This window comes from Actinomadura sp. 21ATH, from assembly GCF_041951345.1.
GTDB lineage: Bacteria > Actinomycetota > Actinomycetes > Streptosporangiales > Streptosporangiaceae > Spirillospora.
This window is the reverse complement of the sequence record NZ_JBGNUR010000013.1, coordinates 206,967-226,125: the sequence shown is the minus strand read 5'-3', so window position 1 is coordinate 226,125 and position 19,159 is coordinate 206,967. Positions and strand designations below refer to the sequence as shown.

Sequence of the window (19,159 nt, the reverse complement as noted above, 5' to 3'; positions counted from 1 at the left end):
TCCCGTAGGGCGGGGCGCCCGCCGCGGCGTCCCGCCTGCGAGGATCATCGCCATGAAGCTGGACGTGGACGTCCCCGCCGACGGCCGCCGCCACCAGTACTGCTGGGGCTGCCGCGCCGAGACCGTCACCCCGCACCACGGCGCCACCGGATTCACCTGCGCCACCTGCGGCCGGGAACACCCGCGCACGCTGGTCGTCGACCCCGCGCTGGAGTGGTGGACCGACCCGTCCGGCGAGTACTGGCACCGCACCGCGGGCGTCTTCGTCCGCCGCGAGGACGGCCGCCACCTCTTCTTCGAACGCGTCTTCTTCCCGCTGGAATGGACGGTCCCCGCCGGCCACGTCGACACGGGCGAGGACCCCGCGCACGCCGCGTCCCGCGAACTCCGCGAGGAGGTCGGCCTGACCGCCGCCCCGTCCGACCTCGTCCCCCTGGACGTCACCGACATCCCGGGCGACTCCTGCTGGCGCGGCTCCGACGCCCACCGCTGGCACCCGTACCTGCTGGACGTCCCCCAGGACACGATCGCCGAGGTCCTGGAAGAGGGCCGGGACCCACGCTGGCTGGCCCCGTCAGAGGCCCTGCAGCACCCCCTGACGCACCCGGTGAGAACCCTCCTGCAACGCCACGCCGCGATGATGGAGCGCCCCGGCGGCCAGGGCTAGGGAAGGTCGAGCAGTCCGTGCTTGATGTCGTGGACGAGGCCGTGCCACGCGCGCGGCGTGAACGCGAGCACCGGCCCGTCCGGGTCCTTCGAGTCCCGCACCAGGTGCACCCGCCGCGCCACCGCGGTCTCGACGCAGCTACCGCCGTCGTTGCTGCGACGACTCTTCCGCCACTGCACCCTCGGCCGGTCGCCGACGAGGGTACGTGACCGCTGCGAGGCCCCCATGAGACTTCCTGGGGCTACCGCTGTGACCTCGACGCATTCGCTCTTGTCCCCGCTATGGCTGGACTTGCGCCAAGGACCACGCGCGAGCGGTGGTCGAGATGAGCGGGCCAGGATCACGGCTCAGCCGGGAAGGTCGAGCAGTCCGTGCTTGATGTCGTGGACGAGGCCGTGCCACGCGTCCGGCGTGAACGCGAGCACCGGCCCGTCCGGGTCCTTCGAGTCACGTGCGAGGCATGCACCGTCGAACGAGGCCATCTCGACGCAGCTTCCGCCGTTGTTGCTGTGACGACTCTTTCGCCACTGCACCCTCGGCCGGTCGCCGGTGAGGGCACGTGACTGTTGCGAGGACCTCATGAGATTTCCTTGATCTTCTGGACGATCAGGGCCCGAGATTGTTCCGGATCGAGTGCCTTCGCTCGTAGATGATCGAAGATGCCATTATATCTGCCGACCTGCTCGCGTTCCTCCAGGTAGAGGGCCCCGCTCTGAGATTCGATGTAAACGATGTCGAGGTCCAGAGATTCGGGAAATCCCAGAATCTCGAACGGCCCGTCCATCGCGGGATGAAGCCCAGCGGCGAAGGGGAGCACCTGGACGGTGACCGTGGGCAGTTTCGAGCGTTCGGCGATGTAGGCGAGCTGAGTCTTCAATATTGCGTTCTCGCCAGGGGGCGGACGCAGTAGTGCCGCCTCGTTCAGGATCGTCCAGTACGTCGGTGCGCCCGTGGTTTCGAGGCGTTCCTGGCGCTGTTCACGTACAGCGACCTTGCGCTCGATCTCCTCTGTCGTGCTCGTGGTGGGCGATGTGCGCATGAAGGAGCGGTAATAGTCGGGCGTCTGGAGGAGTCCCGGGACGAGTTCCGGCTGGTACGTGCGGATGCTGGTGGCCTCGGTCTCCAGGCCGAGGAACGGCTCGAACCATTCGGGGACGGCGTCGCCGTACGTGTGCCACCAGCCCTTCCGGCGGGCGTCGCGGGCGAGCTGGAGGACCGCGTCCGTCTCCTGCCGGTGCTCTGGGCCGACCAGGCCGTAGTGGACGAGCAGGGCGCGGACGTCCGGAATACGGACCGGGATGTTGCCCCGCTCCATCTTGATCTGCTTGGACTCCGACCAGTCCATCGCCTGCGCGACCTCGGCCTGGGTGAATCCCGCTTCCTCGCGCAGCCGGCGGAGTTTCTGGACGAGCAGGCGGTGCCGGACGGTCGCGGGGGTGGGGGCAGCCATGGGGGTTCGTCCTTTCTGGGGGCGTATGAGGCAAAGGCCGGATTGTCCTGACGGAATTTCCAGGTGGAAGGCCTTGTGATTACCTTACGCTTATAGGAAGCTACAGATTGTTGCTCAACTCCGCGTTGAACGATAGCTGGAACTGCCATGGAGAACTGCGTCGTCGGTGCACGTTCCCCCCGGTGCACCGGCCGCGCAGGGCGTTCCGCCGCGGAGCCGCGCGACGGGTCGGTCACAGCGGCAGGAGAGGGTGAGGCGGATGTGGGGTTCGGTCGCAGGGCAACAGAAGAGCACGGGCGCGATGCCGTGGGCGGTGCAGGTCTGGCGGCTCTCGCCGCAGCGGGCCGAGCGCCGGGCGCGGGACATTGTTCGCGAACTGCTCGTCCGGGCGGGCGTCGGCACTGAGTCGGTGGCGGACATGGAGCTGGTGATCGCCGAGCTGGCCACCAACGGCGTACGGCACTCGCGACCCCCGTACGAGCTGCGCGTTCTCTTCGCCGGGACCGAGCGCCGCCCGATCTGGTGCGAGCTGGCCGACGCTGACCCGTGCCTCGGCCGCGTCCCCGACCTGCTCCGCGACCCGAATCAGCCCCCGGCCGGAGACGATCTCGACGCCGTCATCGACTCGCTCAGCCTGGGCGGGCGCGGCCTGTCCCTCGTACGCGGCTTGACCGCGGGCCACTGCGCGACGTACACCACCCCCACATGCAGCCGCCCGGGCCTTGGCAAGGCCATCGGGTTCGCCCTTCCCTGCGCCTGACTCCCGTACGGCTCGTACGGGCGGGTCATGCGCAGCAGCCGCCGCCCGTACGGCCGATTCGGCGCGGTCACAGGCTGGTGGCCCAGGTGAGGGCCTGGTCGATCGAGGCGCGGGTGAGGCCCGTCGCGGGGTCGATGGTGATGAGCAGCGTGGGGTCGGACCGGTTGTCGGCCCAGTTCAGGGCTTCGGAAGTGTGCTGGTCGTCGATCCAGGCGGCGGGGCGGTGCCGGCAGAGTTCGGCGATGCGGGTGACTTTGGCGCTGGGGTGGAAGGGGGGCGGCGGCATGGCGAGGATCGGCAGCGGGGCCACGGCGAGCAAGGGGGCCAGAAGCCGGTTGGCGTCCTCGCTCCAGGCGGTCGCCCAGGTGACGTCGTAGACCCGCGTGAGTTCGGTTATCCAGGCGCCGTGTGCAGGGTTGAGCAGGACGGGCTCTTCGCCGGGGAACAGATGGTGCTCGTTGAAGCCAGGCGGGCGGCGGCTGTAGCCATACGGGTTGAGGACACCGTCGACGTCCAGGAAGAGCAACGGGCGGCGGGTCATCGTGTGCGATGTCTCCGTCAGGCGGCTTGGGCAAGTGGCCGGCGCCCTGGCTGGCAGGGCTGTTCGCCGCCCAGCATGGCGTAGAGGACGTCGCCGCGGCGGCGGGAGACCCCTCCGCTGTAGACAGGGTGCGGCCCTGAGACGTTGACTCGTGGCGTGTCTGCCTTCGGCGGCTGTGCGGAGGGGTGGACACGCCACGAGTCAACAAGAGGGGCGACGCGGTGGAATCTCGCCGCCGGCGTCGCCGGCCTGTCGGACCCGGCGATGCTCCTGGGGTCGAAGCCATCGCCGCCAGGTGACGCCTTCCTGCGGAGTGGCGGGTGGCCTCCTGCGTCCGCCTCTCTGCTGGGAGAGTCAACGTGCCTGGTTATGGGCGGGCCCCGAGTGGGACGTCGTCCCAGTCGAGTACTCCGGCGAGCTCGCGGTCGGCCGGGGTGTCAGGGGCCGAACGCTAGGCGGTGGGTGGTTTCAGCCAGGTGTCGGCCACCTGGTCGGCAACGGTGATCATCGCGTCTGGTTTCCACAGGTCGGCGGGACGGTCCGGGAGGGCGTCGGCGAAGAGGGCGAGGCGGCGGTCGTGGGTGAGGCCGGTGAGTTCGGCTCGGGCCCGGTCGGCCTCTTCCGTTCGGAGTCCGAGGAGCTTGCGGGCCGGCTCGCCGGGATACGAGCCGTCGTCCACTTCGGGGAACGTCGCCATCACCAGCTTGGCCGCGGGTTCGCTGATGCCGACGCGTCCGGCCAGGTGGGTGGCTGCGGCCGGGTCCCAGGGGACGGGGCCGCGTTCGTTCACCAGGTCGGCGAAGGCTCGTAGGCGGTCCGCTTCGTCCCAGCCGCAGGACAGGTCGGCTCTTTCCGCGACGGACCGGCCCTCCAGCGGGTCTCCCTCGCCGGTGAGCGACTCCAGGAAAAGCCTCCCGTCACGTCCCTGGAAGAGGACCATCACGGCCGTGCCGTTGCTGTTGTGGACTATTTGTTCTTGAGTCGTCACGACTGCCGTGCGCAGGCGGGCGGCCGGGTCGGCGAACGGGGTTCGCGACCACACGTCCAAGAGGAGCAGGAGCCGTCGGCGGTGGACCTCTGGGGTGCAGGCCGTCGCCGCGCGCAGGGCGACGGCGCCCATCCGGCCGGTGAGGCGGTAGAGGTCGGTCAGGTGGTTCTCGATTCGTACGGGAAGCGAGGGGTTCCGGAGCAGTGCCGCGATGACTTCGATGCGGTACAGGTCGCCTCTGACCGGGGACCAGGGAGGGCCGGCCGGGCGCAGGCCCCGCAGGGAGGCGGTGACGTGGCGGTCGTCGAGCGGGTGGGGGACGGGGCCGTCCGGGCCGGCGGGGAGCGGGAGGTGGGGGCGCAGGGCGGGGACCGCCCAGACGCCGGGCATCCGGCTGTGATCGGGGTTGGCGGCCGCCGCCGCGAGCAGCCGGGGGCCGAAGGACGGGTCGGCCGCGGTCGCGGGGAGGTCCTCGTCGTCGGCCCGCCACCTGAGCCAGTCGTCCAGGCCCAGTTCCGCGGGCGGGACGGGCGGGGCGACGGGTACGCCGTCGGCCAGGCACGCCTCCAGCACGCGGAGGTCGATCTTGCGTGCCCCGTCGCCGGTTCCGTCCAGTCGCACGGGAACGCCGTCGGCGATGAGCTCGGCGCTCATGCGGGGGATCAGGGCGAGGAGTTCCGGCGGGAGGGGCCGGCGGACGCGGTCCTTGCGCAGCCGGGCCGTCTCGTTCAGGCGGGGGTGCTGGACGGCGCGTGCCAGCCAGGCCGCGGCGCCGCCCGCCGGCCGTGCTTCCGGTACGGCCGTGCCGCACACGGCTTCCAGGGCGCCGCACTCGTCCAGGAAGTCCAGCCACCAGCCGTCGATGTGGTCGGCGTAGGGGAGCAGGTCGAGCAGCCGTCCTTGGGTGCGTGGTGAGTTCTGGGCGATGCGGACCAGTGTGGGGCGCCATGTCTTCCACAGGCCGAGCGGGAACCGGCGGGTCACCGGCAGCGGCAGGAGGCGTTCGAGCAGGCGGCGGTGTTCGGCGAGTTCGTCGCGGCCCGCCGCCTTGGCCAGCGCAGACAGCTGGCGGGGGAGCCGCGGCCAGGGCGGGCGGTCCGCGGCGGCGCGGCCGGCCGCGGTCTCGATGAGGCCGTCGAGCGCCTGGCCCGGCGGGAACGACTCGGCCAGCCGTGCCGCGAAGGAGGCGATGTCCTTGGCGGTCAGCCCCACGGCTCTGGCGGCCAGTTCCCGGGCGGCCTGCTCGAAGTAGACCGGGAGGTGCGGGGCCGGGAGGCCGTGCGCCGCCGCCTGGTAGATCGGCACCGCGTCGTGCGGGTCCGCCCGGGCCGCCTGGGTAAGTGCGGGGAGCGTGGCGAGGGCCGCCTCGGCGTCGCCGGGGTGGTTGAGCAGGGCCCAGGCCGGATAGGCGCGCGTCGCGGCCACCTGGGGTGGTGGCGGGTCGACGGCCCGTCCCTGCGCGTCGCGGCATTCCAGCACTCCGGCGGCCAGGCGCAGTTCGTGATCGTCACCGGCCGGTACCCACTGCGACACCCGCGGCATGCGGTCCACCCATTCCCGAGAACCCGGATCACACCGTTGCGATCACTTGGCCGGTGACCGTACAGCGCGGGTCCGACATGCCGGAACGGGCGCCCCGCGCGGTCAGTCCTCGCGCCAGGAGAGCTTGATGAGGCGGTTCTTGGCGTCCTCGGCGACCTCCGCGTCGGCGACGACGTCGTAGCTGGCGGCGACGATCTGGCTGCGGGAGGCGAAGTCGCGGGTGCCGCCGGTCATCGAGTGGGCGATGAAGCCGAAGACGCCGCCGAACACCGCGCCGAAGACGATGCCGCCGATCAGCAGCGGGAGGACCGCGGAGTGGTTGACCGTGAAGAACGTCAGCAGCAGGCCGACCAGGAGGCCGAACCAGGCGCCGCTGCCCGCGCCCGCGAGGGCCGCCTTGCTCCTGGTCACGCGGCCGAGGACGGTCTCGACCATGCGCAGGTCGGAGCCGATGATGGCGGTGTGCTCGACCGGGAAGTGGTCGTCGGAGAGGAAGTCGACGGCGCGCTGGGCGCCGGCGTACGTGCTGTACGAGCCCACGACCGGACGATCGGTGATGGGCGGGATGGCGTGCATGGACATGGGTCCCCCCTTGACACTGGTGCCGTTACCGCCTTGATTACCCGTGGTTTCTGGAGACGCACCTGTACGGGTAAGGATGATCCAGTCGATTCGCCGTTCCTTGATCGTTTCGCCGCGTAACGTACGTTCCGGGCGGTCGTGCCAGGGAGGGTGAGGGCGATGGGCGTGCTGCGCAGGATCGTGATGGGCGACCCGGAGCAGTGGAGGCAAGGGCCGTTCGAGCGGATGACGCCGAAGGCGCTGACCAAGGGCGCCAAGGAGGCGATGGCGGACCTGCGGGCCCGGCTGGAGGCTGGGGTGCCCGACGGGCCGGCGAGGACGCAGGCCGTCACGTGCCTGGAGACGGCCGACACGGTCATCCGGGAGTTCGTGCGCCGGGGGAAGACCGTCTACTACGGCGGATGGGGCGAGTACCTCGTGGCCATCGTGCTGTGCCGGACGGGGCTGACGGCGCTGGACACCGGCGTGCCCGTGGACGGGACGGTGCCGTACTGCTGGCACGACCCCCTGCACGGGCAGGCCGCCGGAAGCCTGGAAATCGAGATGGGCGACGAGGGGGCCGGGCCGCGGCCGCTGTGCGGCGACTGCCTGGCGGAGGCGCGGGCGGAGAAGGCGCCCAGGGAGCGCGTGCTGCGGCTGCCGTACATCAACGGAAGCTGGAGTCCGTACCTGGTGTGGTCCTACTTCGACGAGCGGCGCGGCCTCGACCATCTGCTGCGCCGCGTGGAGGAGCGCAGGCGGGCGGCGCGCTGACGGGCGGGACGGCACGGCTACGATGGCCGGGCGACGGCGGGGGAGGAATCCGGTGCGAATCCGGAGCTGTCCCGCAACTGTGACCGGGCCGGAGACCCGGGAGTCAGGAACTCCGCGCCGCCGCTGACCTCATCACCCGAGCCGGGGCGTGGAGACCCCGGGGGAGGCTCCGCCGATGCGTGCTCTTCTGCTGTCCACGGCCGATACCGAACTGCTCGCCGCGCGTGCGGCGGACGCCGGTTACGTGACCGCCAATCCGGTACGGATCGGGTTGGACGAACTTGACTCTCTGGCGGAAGGCGCCGATGTCGCCGTCGTCCGGCTGCTCGGCGGGCGGAAGACGTGGCCCGACGGCATCGAACGGCTCAGGGGCATGGGCCTGCCTCTCGTGCTCCTGGGCGGAGAGGCCGATCCGGACGCCGAGCTGATGGCGCTGTCGACCGTTCCGGGCGGGGTGGCGGCGGAGGCGCTGGATTACCTGCGCGAGGGCGGCGTCGGGAATCTGCGGGAACTGGCCCGTTTCCTGAGCGACACCGTGCTGCTGACAGGGGAGGGATTCGCGCCGCCCGTGCGGATGCCCTCGTACGGGGTGCACGGCGAATGGGCGCAGGAGAGCGGCAGGCCCACGGTGGGGGTCGTCTTCTACCGGGCCCATGAACTGTCGGGGAACACCGCGTTCGTCGATGTGCTGTGCGAGCGGATCGAGGCGGCGGGCGCCAACGCCCTGCCGGTGTTCTGCGGCTCGCTGCGGGGCGCCGAGGAGGGGCTGCTGGAGATCCTCGGGCGGGCGGACGCGCTGGTCGCGACCGTGCTGGCCGGGGGCGAGGCGGGCGAGGACTCCTGGGACGCGGGCGCCCTGGCCGGGCTCGACGTGCCGATCGTCCAGGGCATGTGCCTGACCTCCGCGCGGGGCGTCTGGGACGGGTCGGACGGCGCCCTGAGCCCGATGGACGCCGCCATGCAGGTCGCCATTCCGGAGTTCGACGGGCGGCTCATCTCGGTGCCGTTCTCGTTCAAGGAGGAGGGCCCGGACGGGATCCCCGTCTATGTCGCCGATCCGGAACGGGCCGCGCGGGTCGCCGGGATCGCCGTCCGGCACGCCCTGCTGCGCCGCAAGCCGAACGCGGACAAGAAGGTCGCGCTCGTCCTCTCGTCCTATCCGACCAAGCATTCGCGGGTCGGGAACGCGGTCGGGCTCGACACCCCCGTCTCGGCCGTACGGCTGCTGCGCCGGATGGCCGAGGCCGGATACCGGCTCGGGGACGACCGGGAGCTGTGGAACGACCCCGAGAACGGCGATCCGCTCATCCACGCCCTCATCGCGGCCGGTGGCCACGACGTGGAATGGCTCACCGAGGAGCAGTTGCGGCAGGCGCCCGCACGCGTGCGGCTCGACCGTTACCGGGAATGGTTCGAGGCCCTCCCGGAGACGCTGCGGGAAGGCGTCCGCGGGCACTGGGGCGAGCCGCCCGGCGAGCTGTACGTGGACGGCGACGACATCGTGCTCGCCTCGCTGCGCTTCGGGAACGTGATCCTGATGATCCAGCCGCCGCGGGGCTTCGGCGAGAACCCGGTGGCGATCTACCACGATCCCGACCTGCCGCCCTCGCACCACTACCTGGCCGCGTACCGGTGGCTGGACCGGGAGTTCGGCGCGGACGCGGTCGTCCACCTGGGCAAGCACGGGACGATGGAGTGGCTGCCGGGCAAGGGCCTCGGGCTGTCGGAGGAGTGCGCCCCGGACGCCGTGCTCGGCGATCTCCCGCTGGTCTACCCGTTCATCGTGAACGACCCGGGCGAGGGCACCCAGGCGAAGCGGCGCGGCCACGCCACCGTCGTCGACCATCTGGTGCCGCCGATGGCGCGCGCCGAGACGTACGGCGACCTGGCCAGGCTCGAACAGCTCCTGGACGAGTACGCGACCGTCGCCGACCTGGACCCGGGCAAGCTGCCGGCCGTCCGGGCGCAGATCTGGACGCTGGTGCAGGCCGCCCAGCTCCACCACGACCTGCACCAGGAGGAGATGCCGGGGGAGTCGGAGTTCGACGACTTCATCCTGCACATCGACGGCTACCTCTGCGAGATCAAGGACGTGCAGATCCGGGACGGTCTGCACATCCTGGGGCAGCGGCCGGAGGGCGAGGCGCGGATCAACCTCGTACTGGCCGTGCTGCGCGCCACGCAGGTCTGGGGCGGCACGCAAGGGGCGATGCCGGGGCTGCGGGCCGCGCTGGCCGCCGAGTACGACCTGGACGAGAAGGAGCTGCTCGCCGACCCCGGCCGCGAGGTCGGCGACGTGAGCGCGCTGGCCGAGCTGGCGGACGGCCCGTCCCGTACGGGGTCGGACGTGGTGGACCTGCTGGAGGCGGTCGCGCGGCGGCTCGTCGAGGGCATGGAGCGCGGCGGCTGGCGCGACCCGAAAGGCGTCTGCGCCGGGGTGCTGGGCCGCGAGGTCCCGGACGTGGTGCGGCTGCTGGAGTTCGCGGCGACGGAGGTCGTGCCGCGGCTGGACGCCACCGCGGACGAGATCGGCGCCGTCCTGCACGCCCTCGACGGCGGGTACGTGCCCGCGGGGCCGTCCGGTTCACCGACGCGCGGCCTGGTCAACGTGCTCCCGACGGGCCGCAACTTCTATTCCGTCGACCCCAAGGCGATCCCGTCCCGCAACTCGTGGGACGTGGGCGTCGCGCTCGCCGACTCGCTGATCGCGCGGCACCTGGACGACACCGGCGAGTACCCGTCCAGCGTCGGCCTGACCGTCTGGGGCACCTCCGCGATGCGGACGCAGGGCGACGACATCGCCGAGGTGCTCGCGCTGATCGGCTGCCGCCCGGTGTGGGACGACGCGTCCCGCCGGGTGACCGGCTTCGAGATCGTTCCGCTGGACGAGCTGGGCCGGCCGCGCATCGATGTCACGCTGCGGATCTCCGGCTTCTTCCGGGACGCGTTCCCGCACGTCATCGCGCTGATCGACGACGCGATCAGCGCGGTCGCGGAGCTGGACGAGCCCGCCGACCGCAACCACCTGCGGCGGCACGCCACGGAGGACCACGCGCGGCACGGCGACTGGCGGCGCGCCACGTCCCGGATCTTCGGCTCCAAGCCCGGCGCGTACGGGGCGGGCCTGCTGCCGCTGATCGACGCCCGCAACTGGCGCGACGACTCCGACCTCGCCGAGGTGTACGCGGTGTGGGGCGGCTACGCGTACGGGCGCGGCCTGGACGGGCGCGAGGCCCGGTCCGACATGGAGGCGTCGTTCCGGCGGATCGCGGTGGCCGCCAAGAACCAGGACACCCGCGAGCACGACATCGTCGACTCCGACGACTACTTCCAGTACCACGGCGGCATGGTCGCGATGGTCCGCTCGCTGACCGGGAGCAGCCCCGCCGCGTACGTCGGCGACTCCGCGCTGCCCGACCAGGTGAGGACGCGGACCCTCGCCGAGGAGACGCACCGCGTCTTCCGCGCCCGCGTCGTGAACCCGCGCTGGATCGCGGCGATGCGCCGGCACGGCTACAAGGGCGCGTTCGAGCTGGCCGCCACCGTCGACTACCTCTTCGGGTACGACGCGACGGCCGGCGTCGTGGACGACTGGATGTACCAGAGCCTCGCCGAGGAGTACGTCTTCGACGCCGAGACGCGCGCGTTCATGGAGCAGTCCAACCCGTGGGCCCTGCGCGGCATCACCGAACGCCTCCTGGAGGCCGCCGAGCGGAGGCTGTGGGCCGAGCCCGACGCCGGCGTCCTGCGCCGCCTCCGCGAGACGTACCTGGAGCTGGAGGGCGACCTGGAGGCCGAGTGATCACAGCCGGGAGAGCGTGAAGTCGTCGAACGTGGCCGTGACGCGCTCGGCGGCGCCCCGGTCGTACAGGACGAGACCGGTCGCGCCGCCCGCCGCCGCCGTGACCTCCCGCCGGAAGCGCTCGTGGAACGCGGCGTCGTCGGCGAGATCGGGATTGATCACCTTGACGGCGACGCGCCGGCCGGCGCCGTCCTCGGCGAGGAAGACGCTCGGAACGTGCCGGTCGCGGTCCGCGGGCACGTTACCGGCGTTCGATCAGTTCCGCCCCGGTCACCGGCGGGATCCGCCCGAACCGCTTCCGCAGCGGGTAGACCGCCGCGACGATCGCCAGGCTGGCCAGCGAGGCGAGCAGCTGGGACCGCAGCTCCGGCATGAACAGCATGGAGACCAGCACGGCCAGCAGCGCGATGACGACGAGCCAGGTGAGGTACGGGTGGCCCCACATCCTGTACGTGAGGCTGGCCGGGTCCTCGCGCTGGAGGCGGGACCGGAGCCGGAGCTGGGAGAACGCGATCGACAGGTAGACGAAGGCGAGGATGACGCCGATCGAGTTCATCAGGAACTTGAACACCGCGTCCGGCGAGACGTACGAGGCCACCACCGCCGCCCAGGCCGCCACGGTGCCGAGCAGGATCGCGCGGACCGGGACGCCGCGGCGGTTCAGCCTGACCAGGCCCTTGGGGGCGTCGCCGTCGCGGGTGAGGACGTACAGCATCCGGGACGAGACGTAGATCGCCGAGTTCAGCACCGACAGGACGGCGGTGAGGATGACCGCCTGCATGATCGTGCCGGCCGCCGGGACGCCCAGCTCCTCCAGCGCCCCGACGAACGGGCTGGAGAGGATCTCGGCGTCGTTCCACGGCAGGATCGCCACCACCAGGAAGATCGACAGCACGTAGAAGAGCGCGACCCGCCAGAGGACGTTGCCGGTGGCGCGGGCGACCTCGCGGCCGGGCTCCCTGCTCTCGGCCGCCGCGATCGTGACGATCTCGGTGCCGCCGAACGCGAACATCACCGCGACGATCGCCGAGAAGATCGCGGCGACGCCGTTCGGGGCGAATCCGCCGTGCCCGGTGATGTCGCCGAGGCCGCCGGGAGAGTCCGGCCACAGGCCCAGGACGTACAGCAGCCCGAGGACCAGGAAGACCACGATCGCGGCCACCTTGATCGAGGCGAACCAGAACTCGAACTCGCCGAACGACCGTACCGAGACCAGGTTCACCGCGGTCATCACGACCAGCAGCACGGCGGCCAGCGACCACTGCGGCAGGTCGATCCACTCGGCCAGGATCGCGGCGCCGGCGACGGCCTCGGCGCCGACGAGGATCACGTACAGGTACCAGTAGAGCCAGCCGATCGTGAAGCCGGCGGCGGGGCCGAGCGCGATGCGCGCGTACTCGGCGAGCGAGCCCGCGACCGGGCGGGCGACGACCATCTCGCCGAGCGCCCGGAGCACGAACAGCACCAGCAGGCCGGCCGCGGCGTACGAGAGGATCGCGGCCGGCCCGGCGGTGTTGATCACAGCGCCGCTGCCGACGAAGAGGCCGGCCCCCACCGCGCCGCCGATGGCGAGCATGGTCATGTGGCGGCGGCGCAGCCCCGCCCGCAGGCCCTCCTGCGGAGGAGCCGCCGTACTTTCGGACATTCCTGGCTTTCCGGTCGCAGCTCTCCGGCGAATCCAGTCCGCCGGAATTGACCCGACCACTCTAGGTCGCCGCCGCCTACTGCTCGGTACCGCCCCTGTCGCCGCCGCAAGATCACACATTGGGCCGCTTCTCCCTACAATGATCCGTCTGAGGGAGACGGGGACCGTTCCCGCTCCGCGGTCGACGCAGGGAGGAACCGATGGACGGGATCGACTCCACCGTCCCGCACTCGGCGCGGATCTGGGACTACTGGCTCGGCGGCAAGGACCACTTCGCCGCCGACCGCGAGGCCGGGGAGACGGTGAAGCGGCTGCTGCCCGACATCGCCCTCTCCGCGCGGCACGACAGGGCGTTCCTCGGCCGGGCGGTGCGGTTCTTCGCGGAAGAGGTGGGGATCCGGCAGTACCTGGACATCGGCACCGGGCTCCCGACCGCCGGCAACACCCACGAGATCGCCCAGCGGGCCGCGCCCGACTCGCGGGTCGTGTACGTCGACAACGACCCGCTCGTCCTGGTCCACGCCCGCGCGCTGCTCACCAGCCACACCCCCGAGGGCGTCACCGACTACGTGGACGCCGACGTCCGCGACACCGCCGCCGTCCTGGAGGCCGCCGCCCGCACGCTCGACTTCTCGCGGCCGGTCGCGCTCATGCTCCTCGGCGTCCTGAACCACATCCTGGACGACGCCGAGGCGCTCGACATCGTGCACCGGCTGGTGGACGCGGTGCCGCCGGGCAGCCACCTGGCGATCAGCCACACCACCGACGAGGTCGACGGCGCGGCGATGCACGAGTCCACCCGCGCGGTGAACGAGTCGGGCGGCACCCCGATCGTGGCCCGTTCCGCCCGCCAGCTCGCCGGCTTCTTCGACCGCGTCGAGCTGCTGGAGCCGGGCGTGGTGTCCTGCTCGCGCTGGCGCCCCGAGCCGACCGACATCGGGACGCCGCCCGAGGTGTACCACTTCTGCGGCGTGGGCGTGAAGCGGTAGCCGGTCAGCCCATCGACCGGACGATCTCCTCGGGCGCGACGTCCCGCAGGTGGGTCAGGAACACCCACACGTGGCCGAACGGGTCGCGCAGCATGATCTGGCGGGCGCCGTACGGCATGTCCGCCGGGGTCATCAGCGAGGTCGCGCCCGCCTCCAGCGCCCGCTCGTGGAGCGCGTCCACGTCCGCGACGTAGACGTGCAGGACCACGCTCGTCGAGCCCGTCCGGGACGGCGCCGCGAAGGCGCCGTCGGCGTCCCCAAGCATCAGCACGGACCCTTCCACGCTGATCTCGGCGTGCGTGATCGTCCCGTCCGGGCCGGGCAGCCGGAAGATCTCCTCCGCCCCGAACGCCCGCTCGTAGAACGCGATCGCCTCCGCCGCCCCGTCGATCATCAGGTGCGGGACGGCGCTGTACCTGTAGTGTTCCGGAACGCGGCGCGTGCTCATCTTCGTCTCCGTTCGTGCAGGTCGGGCGGATGTCCACGACCCTAGGAACGGCGCGACCGGGCCCGCATCAGTCACCTGACCGGTACCTCGCCGAGCGCCCGCAGCACCCCGGCGGTGAACTCGTCCAGCGGGTAGAAGAACTCGATCGCCAGCTCCGACAGCGTCACGTCGGCGGGCGCGCCGAACGTGGCCATCGTGCTGAACATCGACAGCTCGCCGGCCGGCGTGCGGATCCTCAGCGGCACCTGGATCGGGCTCGCCGGGTACGGCGCGGGCGCGTCCCCGCCCGCCGGGACGGGGTAGTCCCGCACCTCCTCGTAGAGCGCCCGCAGGTCCGCGTCCCCGGTGACGCTGACCTGGCGCAGCAGGCGTTCCAGGAACAGGCTCCTGACCTCGGTGAGGTTGGCGAGCCGGGCGGCGAGGCCGTCGGGGTGCAGCGCCAGCCGGAACACGTTCGGCCGCGGCTCCAGGAGGCGCGGCGGCACGCCGTCCATGAGGACGGACATCGCGCGGTTGCCGGACAGGACGTTCCAGAGGCGGTCCACGACCACGGCCGGGTACGGCTCGTGGGCGGCGAGCATCGTGTCCAGCGCGGACCGGACCGAGGCCATGTACGCGTCGTCGAGATCGCTCTCCGGGTACGCGGGCGCGTAACCGGCGGCCAGCAGCAGCGTGTTGCGCTCCCGCAGGGGAACGTCGAGCACGCTCGCGAGGTGCAGCACCATCGCGCGGCTGGGCTGCGAGCGGCCGGTCTCCACGTACGAGATGTGCCGGGCCGAACTGCCGGCGGCCAGGGCCAGGTCGAGCTGACTGAGCCTGCGGCGCCGCCGCCATTCTCGCAGGAGGGGGCCCGCGCGGTGCTCGGTGTCCATGATCGCCGAGCCTAGCCCGCCCGCCGCCGGGCGCCATGACCCCGGACGTCATTGAGACCATGACCCGCCGCTGGAACGGTCGTCCCAGCACCACCGCGAAGAGGGGACGACCATGACCAGCGTGACCAGCGTGACCAGCGTGACCGGCACGACCAGCGCGACCGACACCGACCGGCTGCCGGCGGCCGAGGACGGGGCCCTCCGCACGATCCTGCGGATCGACGGCTGGAGCACGGCCGCCTTCGGCGCCGTCCTGCTCGCGGCCGCCGCGCCCCTCAGCGGCCCCCTCGGCCTGCCGACCGCCTGGTCCGTGCCGTTCGGCGTCGCCATGTTCGGCGGGGCGGCCGCCCTGAACCTGATCGCCGGCTACCCCCGCATCCGCGCCCGCCACGCCGCCCTGGTGGTCGCGGGCAACGCCCTCTCCGGCGCGCTCCTGATACTGATCGCCTTCTCCGGTGTGATCGGCCTGACGGCCTGGGGCGTGGCGTTCCTGCTGGTGGGAGCCGCGGTCGTCGTGACCTACGCCGCCCTGGAGCTGAGGGCCCTGCGCCGGGCGCGAGCCGCGAACGCCCTCGCCCGCCCCGTGCGGGCCGGCGCCGGCCCAGGATCTCGCCGAGCTCGGTGAGCCCCGTGCGCTATAGGTTGGTCCGCGGTGGAACGGGAGGGGCCATGGACGTGACGACCGATGTGCTCGGGGCCGGGTACGAGGCGATCGAGCTGCCGCTGGGACAGGACGCCGAGGGCGAGGTCGTGGCCACGCTCGTACGGCGGCGCGGCAGCGAGCGCGGCCGCCGCGCGGTGCTGTACGTGCACGGCTTCATCGACTACTTCTTCCAGAAGCACCTGGCCGACTTCTACGTCGAGCGCGGGTACGACTTCTACGCGCTGGACCTGCGCAAGTACGGCCGTTCGCTGCGGCCGCACCAGACGCCCAACTTCGTGCGGAGCCTGACGGACTACTTCCCGGAGATCGACGAGGCGGTGCGGATCGTCCGCGAGGAGGACGGGCACGACGTCCTCCTCCTGAACGGCCACTCGACGGGCGGCCTGGTCGCGGCCCTGTGGGCGGACCGGATGAAGGGGAGGGGCCTGGTGGACGGGCTCTTCCTCAACAGCCCGTTCCTGGACATCAACGAGCCGCTGGTGATGCGGAAGGCGGGCGCCGGGCTGGCCAGGATGCTGGGGCGGCGCTTCCCGGCGGCGAAGCTGCCCGCCGGCGTGTCCGACCTGTACCCGCGCAGCATCCACCGCGACCACGAGGGGGAGTGGGACTTCGACCTGGAGTGGAAGCCGCTGCTCGGGTTCCCGGTGCGGGCCGGGTGGCTGGCGGCCGTCCGGCGCGGCCAGCTGCGCGTGCACGCCGGGCTCGGCATCGACGTGCCCGTGCTGGTCATGGCGTCCGAGCGCAGCGTGAAGCCCAAGCCGGGGGTGGCCGATCTGTCGAGCGCGGACGCCGTCCTGGACGTGGAGCACATGGCGCGCTGGGCGCCCCGGCTCGGCCGGCACGTGACGCTGGTACGGATCGAGGGCGGCCTGCACGACCTGGTGCTGTCGGCCAAGCCGGCCAGGGACCAGGTCTTCGCCGAGCTGGACCGCTGGATGACCGGCTACCTGCGCTAGCGTGCCGGGGCGGTCAGTCGCGGATCTGCGAGAGGTCGAAGTCGTCGAAGTCGGCGACGATCGGCTGGGCCGCGTTGCCGCCGCGCTCGATCAGCAGCCCCGCCCAGCCGTGCCCGACGGGCTGGTCGCCGTCGGTGTGGTCGAGGACCTGCTCGCCGTTGACCCAGAGCCGCAGCCGGACCTCCTTGTTCTCGTCCTGCGGCTCGCAGGCGATCTGCAGCTTGTTGGGGCCCTTGCCGTCGAAGCCCGGGACGCTGTCGACGTTGGCGAGCTCCTTGGTGCCCTGCGCGCCCGCGGTCTTGCGGAGCAGCGCGCCCTTGCCGTCCTTGCGGACGAGGAACGCGTACTGCGTCGCGCCGTCGTTGTTGGCCCGGCAGCTCAGGCCGTACCGGCTGTCGTCGGCGCCCTGGACGACGGTGACCGTGGCGGTGACGAGCATCCGCTCGGGCATGTCGGTGGCCTTCTCCTTGGGGACCCACCGGTCGCGCATCTCGTCGATGCTGGTGGTCTCCAGGCGGTACTTGCCGTCCTTGTAGCCGTACTGGCCGGTGAAGGTGCTGCCGCCGCCCCAGCCGGAGCCGGTGCTGGAGAAGTCGTCGGCGAACGAGGTCGCCAGCTTCTCCGGCGGGCCGCTGGAGCCGAACACGGCGAACAGCAGGACGACCGCCAGCGCCGCGGCGCCGACCGCGCCGCCGCCGATGCCCAGCCTCTTCCTCGACAGGTGCGGCGCGCTCGGCCGCCCGCGGCCGCCGCCCGGGTGGGAGGCGTCGTCGCGGGTGACGCCGCCGGCCGGCGGGGCCGGCGGCGGCGGTGGCGGCGGCAGGGGCGCCTGGTACGTCGGCGGGGGCGGCGTGGCCGGCGTGTGCCAGCTCGACTCGACGGTCTCGGCGAGCCGGGCCGGGTCGGGCCGCGAGTGGCCGACCAGGCGGCCCAGCAGCTCCTGGACGGACGGGCGCCTGGCCGGGTCCTTGTCGAGCGCGGCGGCGATGATGTCGCGCAGCCCCGGGTCCAGGTCGTCGAGGGCGGGCTCGTCGTGCGCCACCCGGTAGAAGATCTCCGGGACGGTGTTGCCGGCGAACGGGGCGCGGCCCGTACCGGCGTACGTCATCACGCAGCCCCACGCGAACACGTCGGAGGCGGGCGTGACCTGCTCGCCGCGCAGCAGCTCGGGCGGCAGGTAGTTGGGGGTGCCGACGAACTGCCCGGTGCGGGTGGGGCCGTCGGTGGCGTCCAGCGCGCGGGCGATCCCGAAGTCGATCACGCGCGGGCCGGTGGCGGACAGCAGCACGTTGGCGGGCTTGAGGTCGCGGTGCACGATCCCGGCGCCGTGGATGGCGGCCAGCGCGGTGGCCATCCCGACCGCCAGGCCCTCCAGGTCGGAGCCGGCCAGCGGGCCGCGCTCGGCGACCGCGCGCTCCAGGCTGGGGCCCTCGATGTACTCGGTGACGACGTACAGCGGCTCGGCGTCGATCTCGGCGTCCAGGACGGGCGCGGTGCAGAACCGGCGGACCTGGCGGGCCGCGGTCACCTCGCCGCGGAAGCGCGCGCGGAACGTCTCCTCGCTGGCCAGCTCCCTGTTGATCACCTTGACGGCGACCGGGTCGCCGGCGCTGTTCTCGCCCAGGAAGACCGTCCCCATCCCGCCCCGGCCGAGGCGGGCGAGCAGCCGGTAGCTCCCGAGTTCGCGAGGGTCCTCGGGCCGGAGGGATTCGGCGTTCTCTCCTACGCGCATGGTCATGCTGTTCCTGGGGTCGAGGGGGAGCCGTCCTGACCAGAAACCTTAGCGGCACTCCGGTATGTACGCGTTCACTCCGGGCGGTCACACCCAGCCGGGCAGGCCCTCCCTGGCGAGCGCCATCGTGCTCTCGACCCGGGCCGCCATCGCGGCGGGATCCCACACGCCGTGCCGGGAGCAGTCCTCGAACGCCACCCGGATCGCGGCGGTGTGGAACGCGACGACCAGTTGCGGCCTGATGTCCTCGGCGGGGTCGACGCCCTCCCGGCGCGCGATCATCGCGGCCAGCTCGTGCTCCATCGCCGCGACCCGCGCCAGGTGCGCCGCCGTCAGCGCCGGATTGGACTCGATCACCTGCCGCACCGCGCGGAACCGGGCGCTGTCGGCCGGGTCGCTCTCGGCGATCGTGCGGAGCACGGCGCGCACCGACTCGAACAGGGCGGTGAGCGGCCGCTCCCCGGGCGGCCGGGCCTCCAGCGCCCGCACCATGGCCCGGTCCTTCTCCTGCTGGAGCCCGATGACCAGGTCTTCCTTGGTGGCGAAGTAGCGGAAGAAGGTGCGCTGGGAGACCGGTACGGCGGCCACGATCTCGTCGATCGTCGTGGCCTCGTACCCCTTGGCGCGGAAGAGTTCGAGCGCGGCGTCGATGAGCGCCGTCCGGGTCTGCCGCTTCTTGCGCTCGCGCCGCCCGCACCCGCCGGCGGGGCCGGGGACGTCGCGGCCGGCGGGGACGGCCGCGGTCATCGGCGGACGCCCGCCGGGCGG

The 19,159-nt window shown here is 72.2% G+C and carries 19 protein-coding genes and 1 riboswitch; of the genes, 7 read left to right on the top strand and 12 right to left on the bottom strand.

The window, feature by feature from the left end:
* Positions 1-52: 52 nt before the first annotated feature.
* A complete protein-coding gene (locus ACA361_RS31010) occupies positions 53-667 on the top strand; it encodes an NUDIX hydrolase (protein ID WP_375017851.1) in 615 nt (204 codons plus the stop codon).
* Here the strand turns inward: ACA361_RS31010 and ACA361_RS31005 are convergent.
* The 3 genes from ACA361_RS31005 to ACA361_RS30995 are packed head-to-tail and all read right to left on the bottom strand — an operon-like array spanning position 664 to position 2,117.
* Complete coding sequence (locus ACA361_RS31005; protein ID WP_375017849.1) at positions 664-1,011, bottom strand: DUF397 domain-containing protein; 348 nt, start codon at positions 1,009-1,011, stop codon at positions 664-666. The two genes, ACA361_RS31010 and ACA361_RS31005, sit on opposite strands and share 4 nt — an antisense overlap.
* Positions 1,012-1,014: 3 nt before the next feature.
* Positions 1,015-1,248: a DUF397 domain-containing protein gene (locus tag ACA361_RS31000; RefSeq protein WP_375017847.1), complete on the bottom strand. Its 234-nt coding sequence runs from the start codon at positions 1,246-1,248 to the stop codon at positions 1,015-1,017.
* Positions 1,245-2,117: a helix-turn-helix domain-containing protein gene (locus tag ACA361_RS30995; protein WP_375017845.1), complete on the bottom strand. Its 873-nt coding sequence runs from the start codon at positions 2,115-2,117 to the stop codon at positions 1,245-1,247. The genes ACA361_RS31000 and ACA361_RS30995 overlap by 4 nt, the downstream gene beginning before the upstream one ends.
* Positions 2,118-2,376: 259 nt before the next feature.
* Here ACA361_RS30995 and ACA361_RS30990 point away from each other — a divergent pair, with 259 nt between their 5' ends.
* On the top strand, positions 2,377-2,877 hold the full coding sequence (locus tag ACA361_RS30990; protein ID WP_375017843.1) for an ATP-binding protein: 501 nt from the start codon (positions 2,377-2,379) through the stop codon (positions 2,875-2,877).
* A 67-nt stretch (positions 2,878-2,944) separates the two neighbouring features.
* Here ACA361_RS30990 and ACA361_RS30985 read toward each other — a convergent pair whose 3' ends face one another.
* The 3 genes from ACA361_RS30985 to ACA361_RS30975 all read right to left on the bottom strand — a co-directional run bounded on the left by ACA361_RS30985 (position 2,945) and on the right by ACA361_RS30975 (position 6,530).
* Positions 2,945-3,418 (bottom strand): HAD domain-containing protein, encoded by a 474-nt coding sequence (locus ACA361_RS30985; protein ID WP_375017841.1) that lies wholly within the window; start codon positions 3,416-3,418, stop codon positions 2,945-2,947.
* A gap of 451 nt (positions 3,419-3,869) precedes the next feature.
* Positions 3,870-5,948 (bottom strand): hypothetical protein, encoded by a 2,079-nt coding sequence (locus ACA361_RS30980; protein WP_375017839.1) that lies wholly within the window; start codon positions 5,946-5,948, stop codon positions 3,870-3,872.
* Positions 5,949-6,050: 102 nt separating this feature from the next.
* On the bottom strand, positions 6,051-6,530 hold the full coding sequence (locus ACA361_RS30975) for a general stress protein (protein ID WP_375017837.1): 480 nt from the start codon (positions 6,528-6,530) through the stop codon (positions 6,051-6,053).
* Positions 6,531-6,689: 159 nt separating this feature from the next.
* On the opposite strand from ACA361_RS30975, the gene ACA361_RS30970 reads away from it, so the two are divergent.
* Both ACA361_RS30970 and cobN read left to right on the top strand, forming a co-directional pair.
* Positions 6,690-7,283 (top strand): hypothetical protein, encoded by a 594-nt coding sequence (locus ACA361_RS30970; protein ID WP_375017836.1) that lies wholly within the window; start codon positions 6,690-6,692, stop codon positions 7,281-7,283.
* Between the two features lie 42 nt (positions 7,284-7,325).
* A riboswitch (cobalamin riboswitch) is annotated at positions 7,326-7,396 on the top strand.
* A 62-nt stretch (positions 7,397-7,458) separates the two neighbouring features.
* Positions 7,459-11,085: a cobaltochelatase subunit CobN gene (gene cobN / locus ACA361_RS30965; RefSeq protein ID WP_375017834.1), complete on the top strand. Its 3,627-nt coding sequence runs from the start codon at positions 7,459-7,461 to the stop codon at positions 11,083-11,085.
* Here the strand turns inward: cobN and ACA361_RS30960 are convergent, their stop codons facing one another.
* Together ACA361_RS30960 and ACA361_RS30955 are read right to left on the bottom strand one after the other, a co-directional pair.
* Positions 11,086-11,325, bottom strand: coding sequence for a hypothetical protein (locus ACA361_RS30960; protein WP_375017832.1), 240 nt, complete (start codon positions 11,323-11,325; stop codon positions 11,086-11,088).
* A gap of 1 nt (position 11,326) precedes the next feature.
* On the bottom strand, positions 11,327-12,730 hold the full coding sequence (locus ACA361_RS30955) for an amino acid permease (protein WP_375017830.1): 1,404 nt from the start codon (positions 12,728-12,730) through the stop codon (positions 11,327-11,329).
* 200 nt (positions 12,731-12,930) lie between these two features.
* Between ACA361_RS30955 and ACA361_RS30950 the strand changes: the two genes are divergently transcribed.
* Positions 12,931-13,719: an SAM-dependent methyltransferase gene (locus ACA361_RS30950; protein WP_375017828.1), complete on the top strand. Its 789-nt coding sequence runs from the start codon at positions 12,931-12,933 to the stop codon at positions 13,717-13,719.
* A 4-nt stretch (positions 13,720-13,723) separates the two neighbouring features.
* Here ACA361_RS30950 and ACA361_RS30945 read toward each other — a convergent pair whose 3' ends face one another.
* Together ACA361_RS30945 and ACA361_RS30940 are read right to left on the bottom strand one after the other, a co-directional pair.
* Complete coding sequence (locus ACA361_RS30945) at positions 13,724-14,167, bottom strand: VOC family protein (protein ID WP_375017826.1); 444 nt, start codon at positions 14,165-14,167, stop codon at positions 13,724-13,726.
* 71 nt (positions 14,168-14,238) lie between these two features.
* On the bottom strand, positions 14,239-15,039 hold the full coding sequence (locus ACA361_RS30940) for a helix-turn-helix domain-containing protein (protein WP_375017824.1): 801 nt from the start codon (positions 15,037-15,039) through the stop codon (positions 14,239-14,241).
* Between the two features lie 112 nt (positions 15,040-15,151).
* Between ACA361_RS30940 and ACA361_RS30935 the strand changes: the two genes are divergently transcribed.
* Together ACA361_RS30935 and ACA361_RS30930 are read left to right on the top strand one after the other, a co-directional pair.
* On the top strand, positions 15,152-15,664 hold the full coding sequence (locus ACA361_RS30935) for a hypothetical protein (RefSeq protein WP_375017822.1): 513 nt from the start codon (positions 15,152-15,154) through the stop codon (positions 15,662-15,664).
* Between the two features lie 44 nt (positions 15,665-15,708).
* Complete coding sequence (locus tag ACA361_RS30930) at positions 15,709-16,659, top strand: alpha/beta hydrolase (protein ID WP_375017820.1); 951 nt, start codon at positions 15,709-15,711, stop codon at positions 16,657-16,659.
* A 13-nt stretch (positions 16,660-16,672) separates the two neighbouring features.
* Here the strand turns inward: ACA361_RS30930 and ACA361_RS30925 are convergent, their stop codons facing one another.
* A complete protein-coding gene (locus ACA361_RS30925) occupies positions 16,673-18,397 on the bottom strand; it encodes a serine/threonine-protein kinase (protein WP_375017818.1) in 1,725 nt (574 codons plus the stop codon).
* A gap of 81 nt (positions 18,398-18,478) precedes the next feature.
* Entirely contained in the window at positions 18,479-19,138 is a 660-nt protein-coding gene (locus tag ACA361_RS30920) for a TetR family transcriptional regulator (RefSeq protein WP_375017816.1), read from the bottom strand.
* Positions 19,139-19,159 lie beyond the last annotated feature (21 nt).

Excerpts from the sequence above, each read along its gene's own strand:
- ACA361_RS30945 (WP_375017826.1), bottom strand. The coding sequence starts at position 14,167 with ATGAGCACGCGCCGCGTTCCGGAACACTACAGGTACAGCGCCGTCCCG.
- ACA361_RS30925 (WP_375017818.1), bottom strand. The coding sequence starts at position 18,397 with ATGACCATGCGCGTAGGAGAGAACGCCGAATCCCTCCGGCCCGAGGAC.
- ACA361_RS30920 (WP_375017816.1), bottom strand. The coding sequence starts at position 19,138 with ATGACCGCGGCCGTCCCCGCCGGCCGCGACGTCCCCGGCCCCGCCGGC.
- ACA361_RS30995 (WP_375017845.1), bottom strand. The coding sequence starts at position 2,117 with ATGGCTGCCCCCACCCCCGCGACCGTCCGGCACCGCCTGCTCGTCCAG.
- ACA361_RS30940 (WP_375017824.1), bottom strand. The coding sequence starts at position 15,039 with ATGGACACCGAGCACCGCGCGGGCCCCCTCCTGCGAGAATGGCGGCGG.
- ACA361_RS31000 (WP_375017847.1), bottom strand. The coding sequence starts at position 1,248 with ATGAGGTCCTCGCAACAGTCACGTGCCCTCACCGGCGACCGGCCGAGG.
- ACA361_RS30955 (WP_375017830.1), bottom strand. The coding sequence starts at position 12,730 with ATGTCCGAAAGTACGGCGGCTCCTCCGCAGGAGGGCCTGCGGGCGGGG.
- ACA361_RS30980 (WP_375017839.1), bottom strand. The coding sequence starts at position 5,948 with ATGCCGCGGGTGTCGCAGTGGGTACCGGCCGGTGACGATCACGAACTG.
- ACA361_RS30975 (WP_375017837.1), bottom strand. The coding sequence starts at position 6,530 with ATGTCCATGCACGCCATCCCGCCCATCACCGATCGTCCGGTCGTGGGC.
- ACA361_RS30985 (WP_375017841.1), bottom strand. The coding sequence starts at position 3,418 with ATGACCCGCCGCCCGTTGCTCTTCCTGGACGTCGACGGTGTCCTCAAC.
- cobN (WP_375017834.1), top strand. The coding sequence starts at position 7,459 with ATGCGTGCTCTTCTGCTGTCCACGGCCGATACCGAACTGCTCGCCGCG.
- ACA361_RS30930 (WP_375017820.1), top strand. The coding sequence starts at position 15,709 with ATGGACGTGACGACCGATGTGCTCGGGGCCGGGTACGAGGCGATCGAG.
- ACA361_RS31010 (WP_375017851.1), top strand. The coding sequence starts at position 53 with ATGAAGCTGGACGTGGACGTCCCCGCCGACGGCCGCCGCCACCAGTAC.
- ACA361_RS30950 (WP_375017828.1), top strand. The coding sequence starts at position 12,931 with ATGGACGGGATCGACTCCACCGTCCCGCACTCGGCGCGGATCTGGGAC.
- ACA361_RS30990 (WP_375017843.1), top strand. The coding sequence starts at position 2,377 with ATGTGGGGTTCGGTCGCAGGGCAACAGAAGAGCACGGGCGCGATGCCG.
- ACA361_RS30970 (WP_375017836.1), top strand. The coding sequence starts at position 6,690 with ATGGGCGTGCTGCGCAGGATCGTGATGGGCGACCCGGAGCAGTGGAGG.
- ACA361_RS30935 (WP_375017822.1), top strand. The coding sequence starts at position 15,152 with ATGACCAGCGTGACCAGCGTGACCAGCGTGACCGGCACGACCAGCGCG.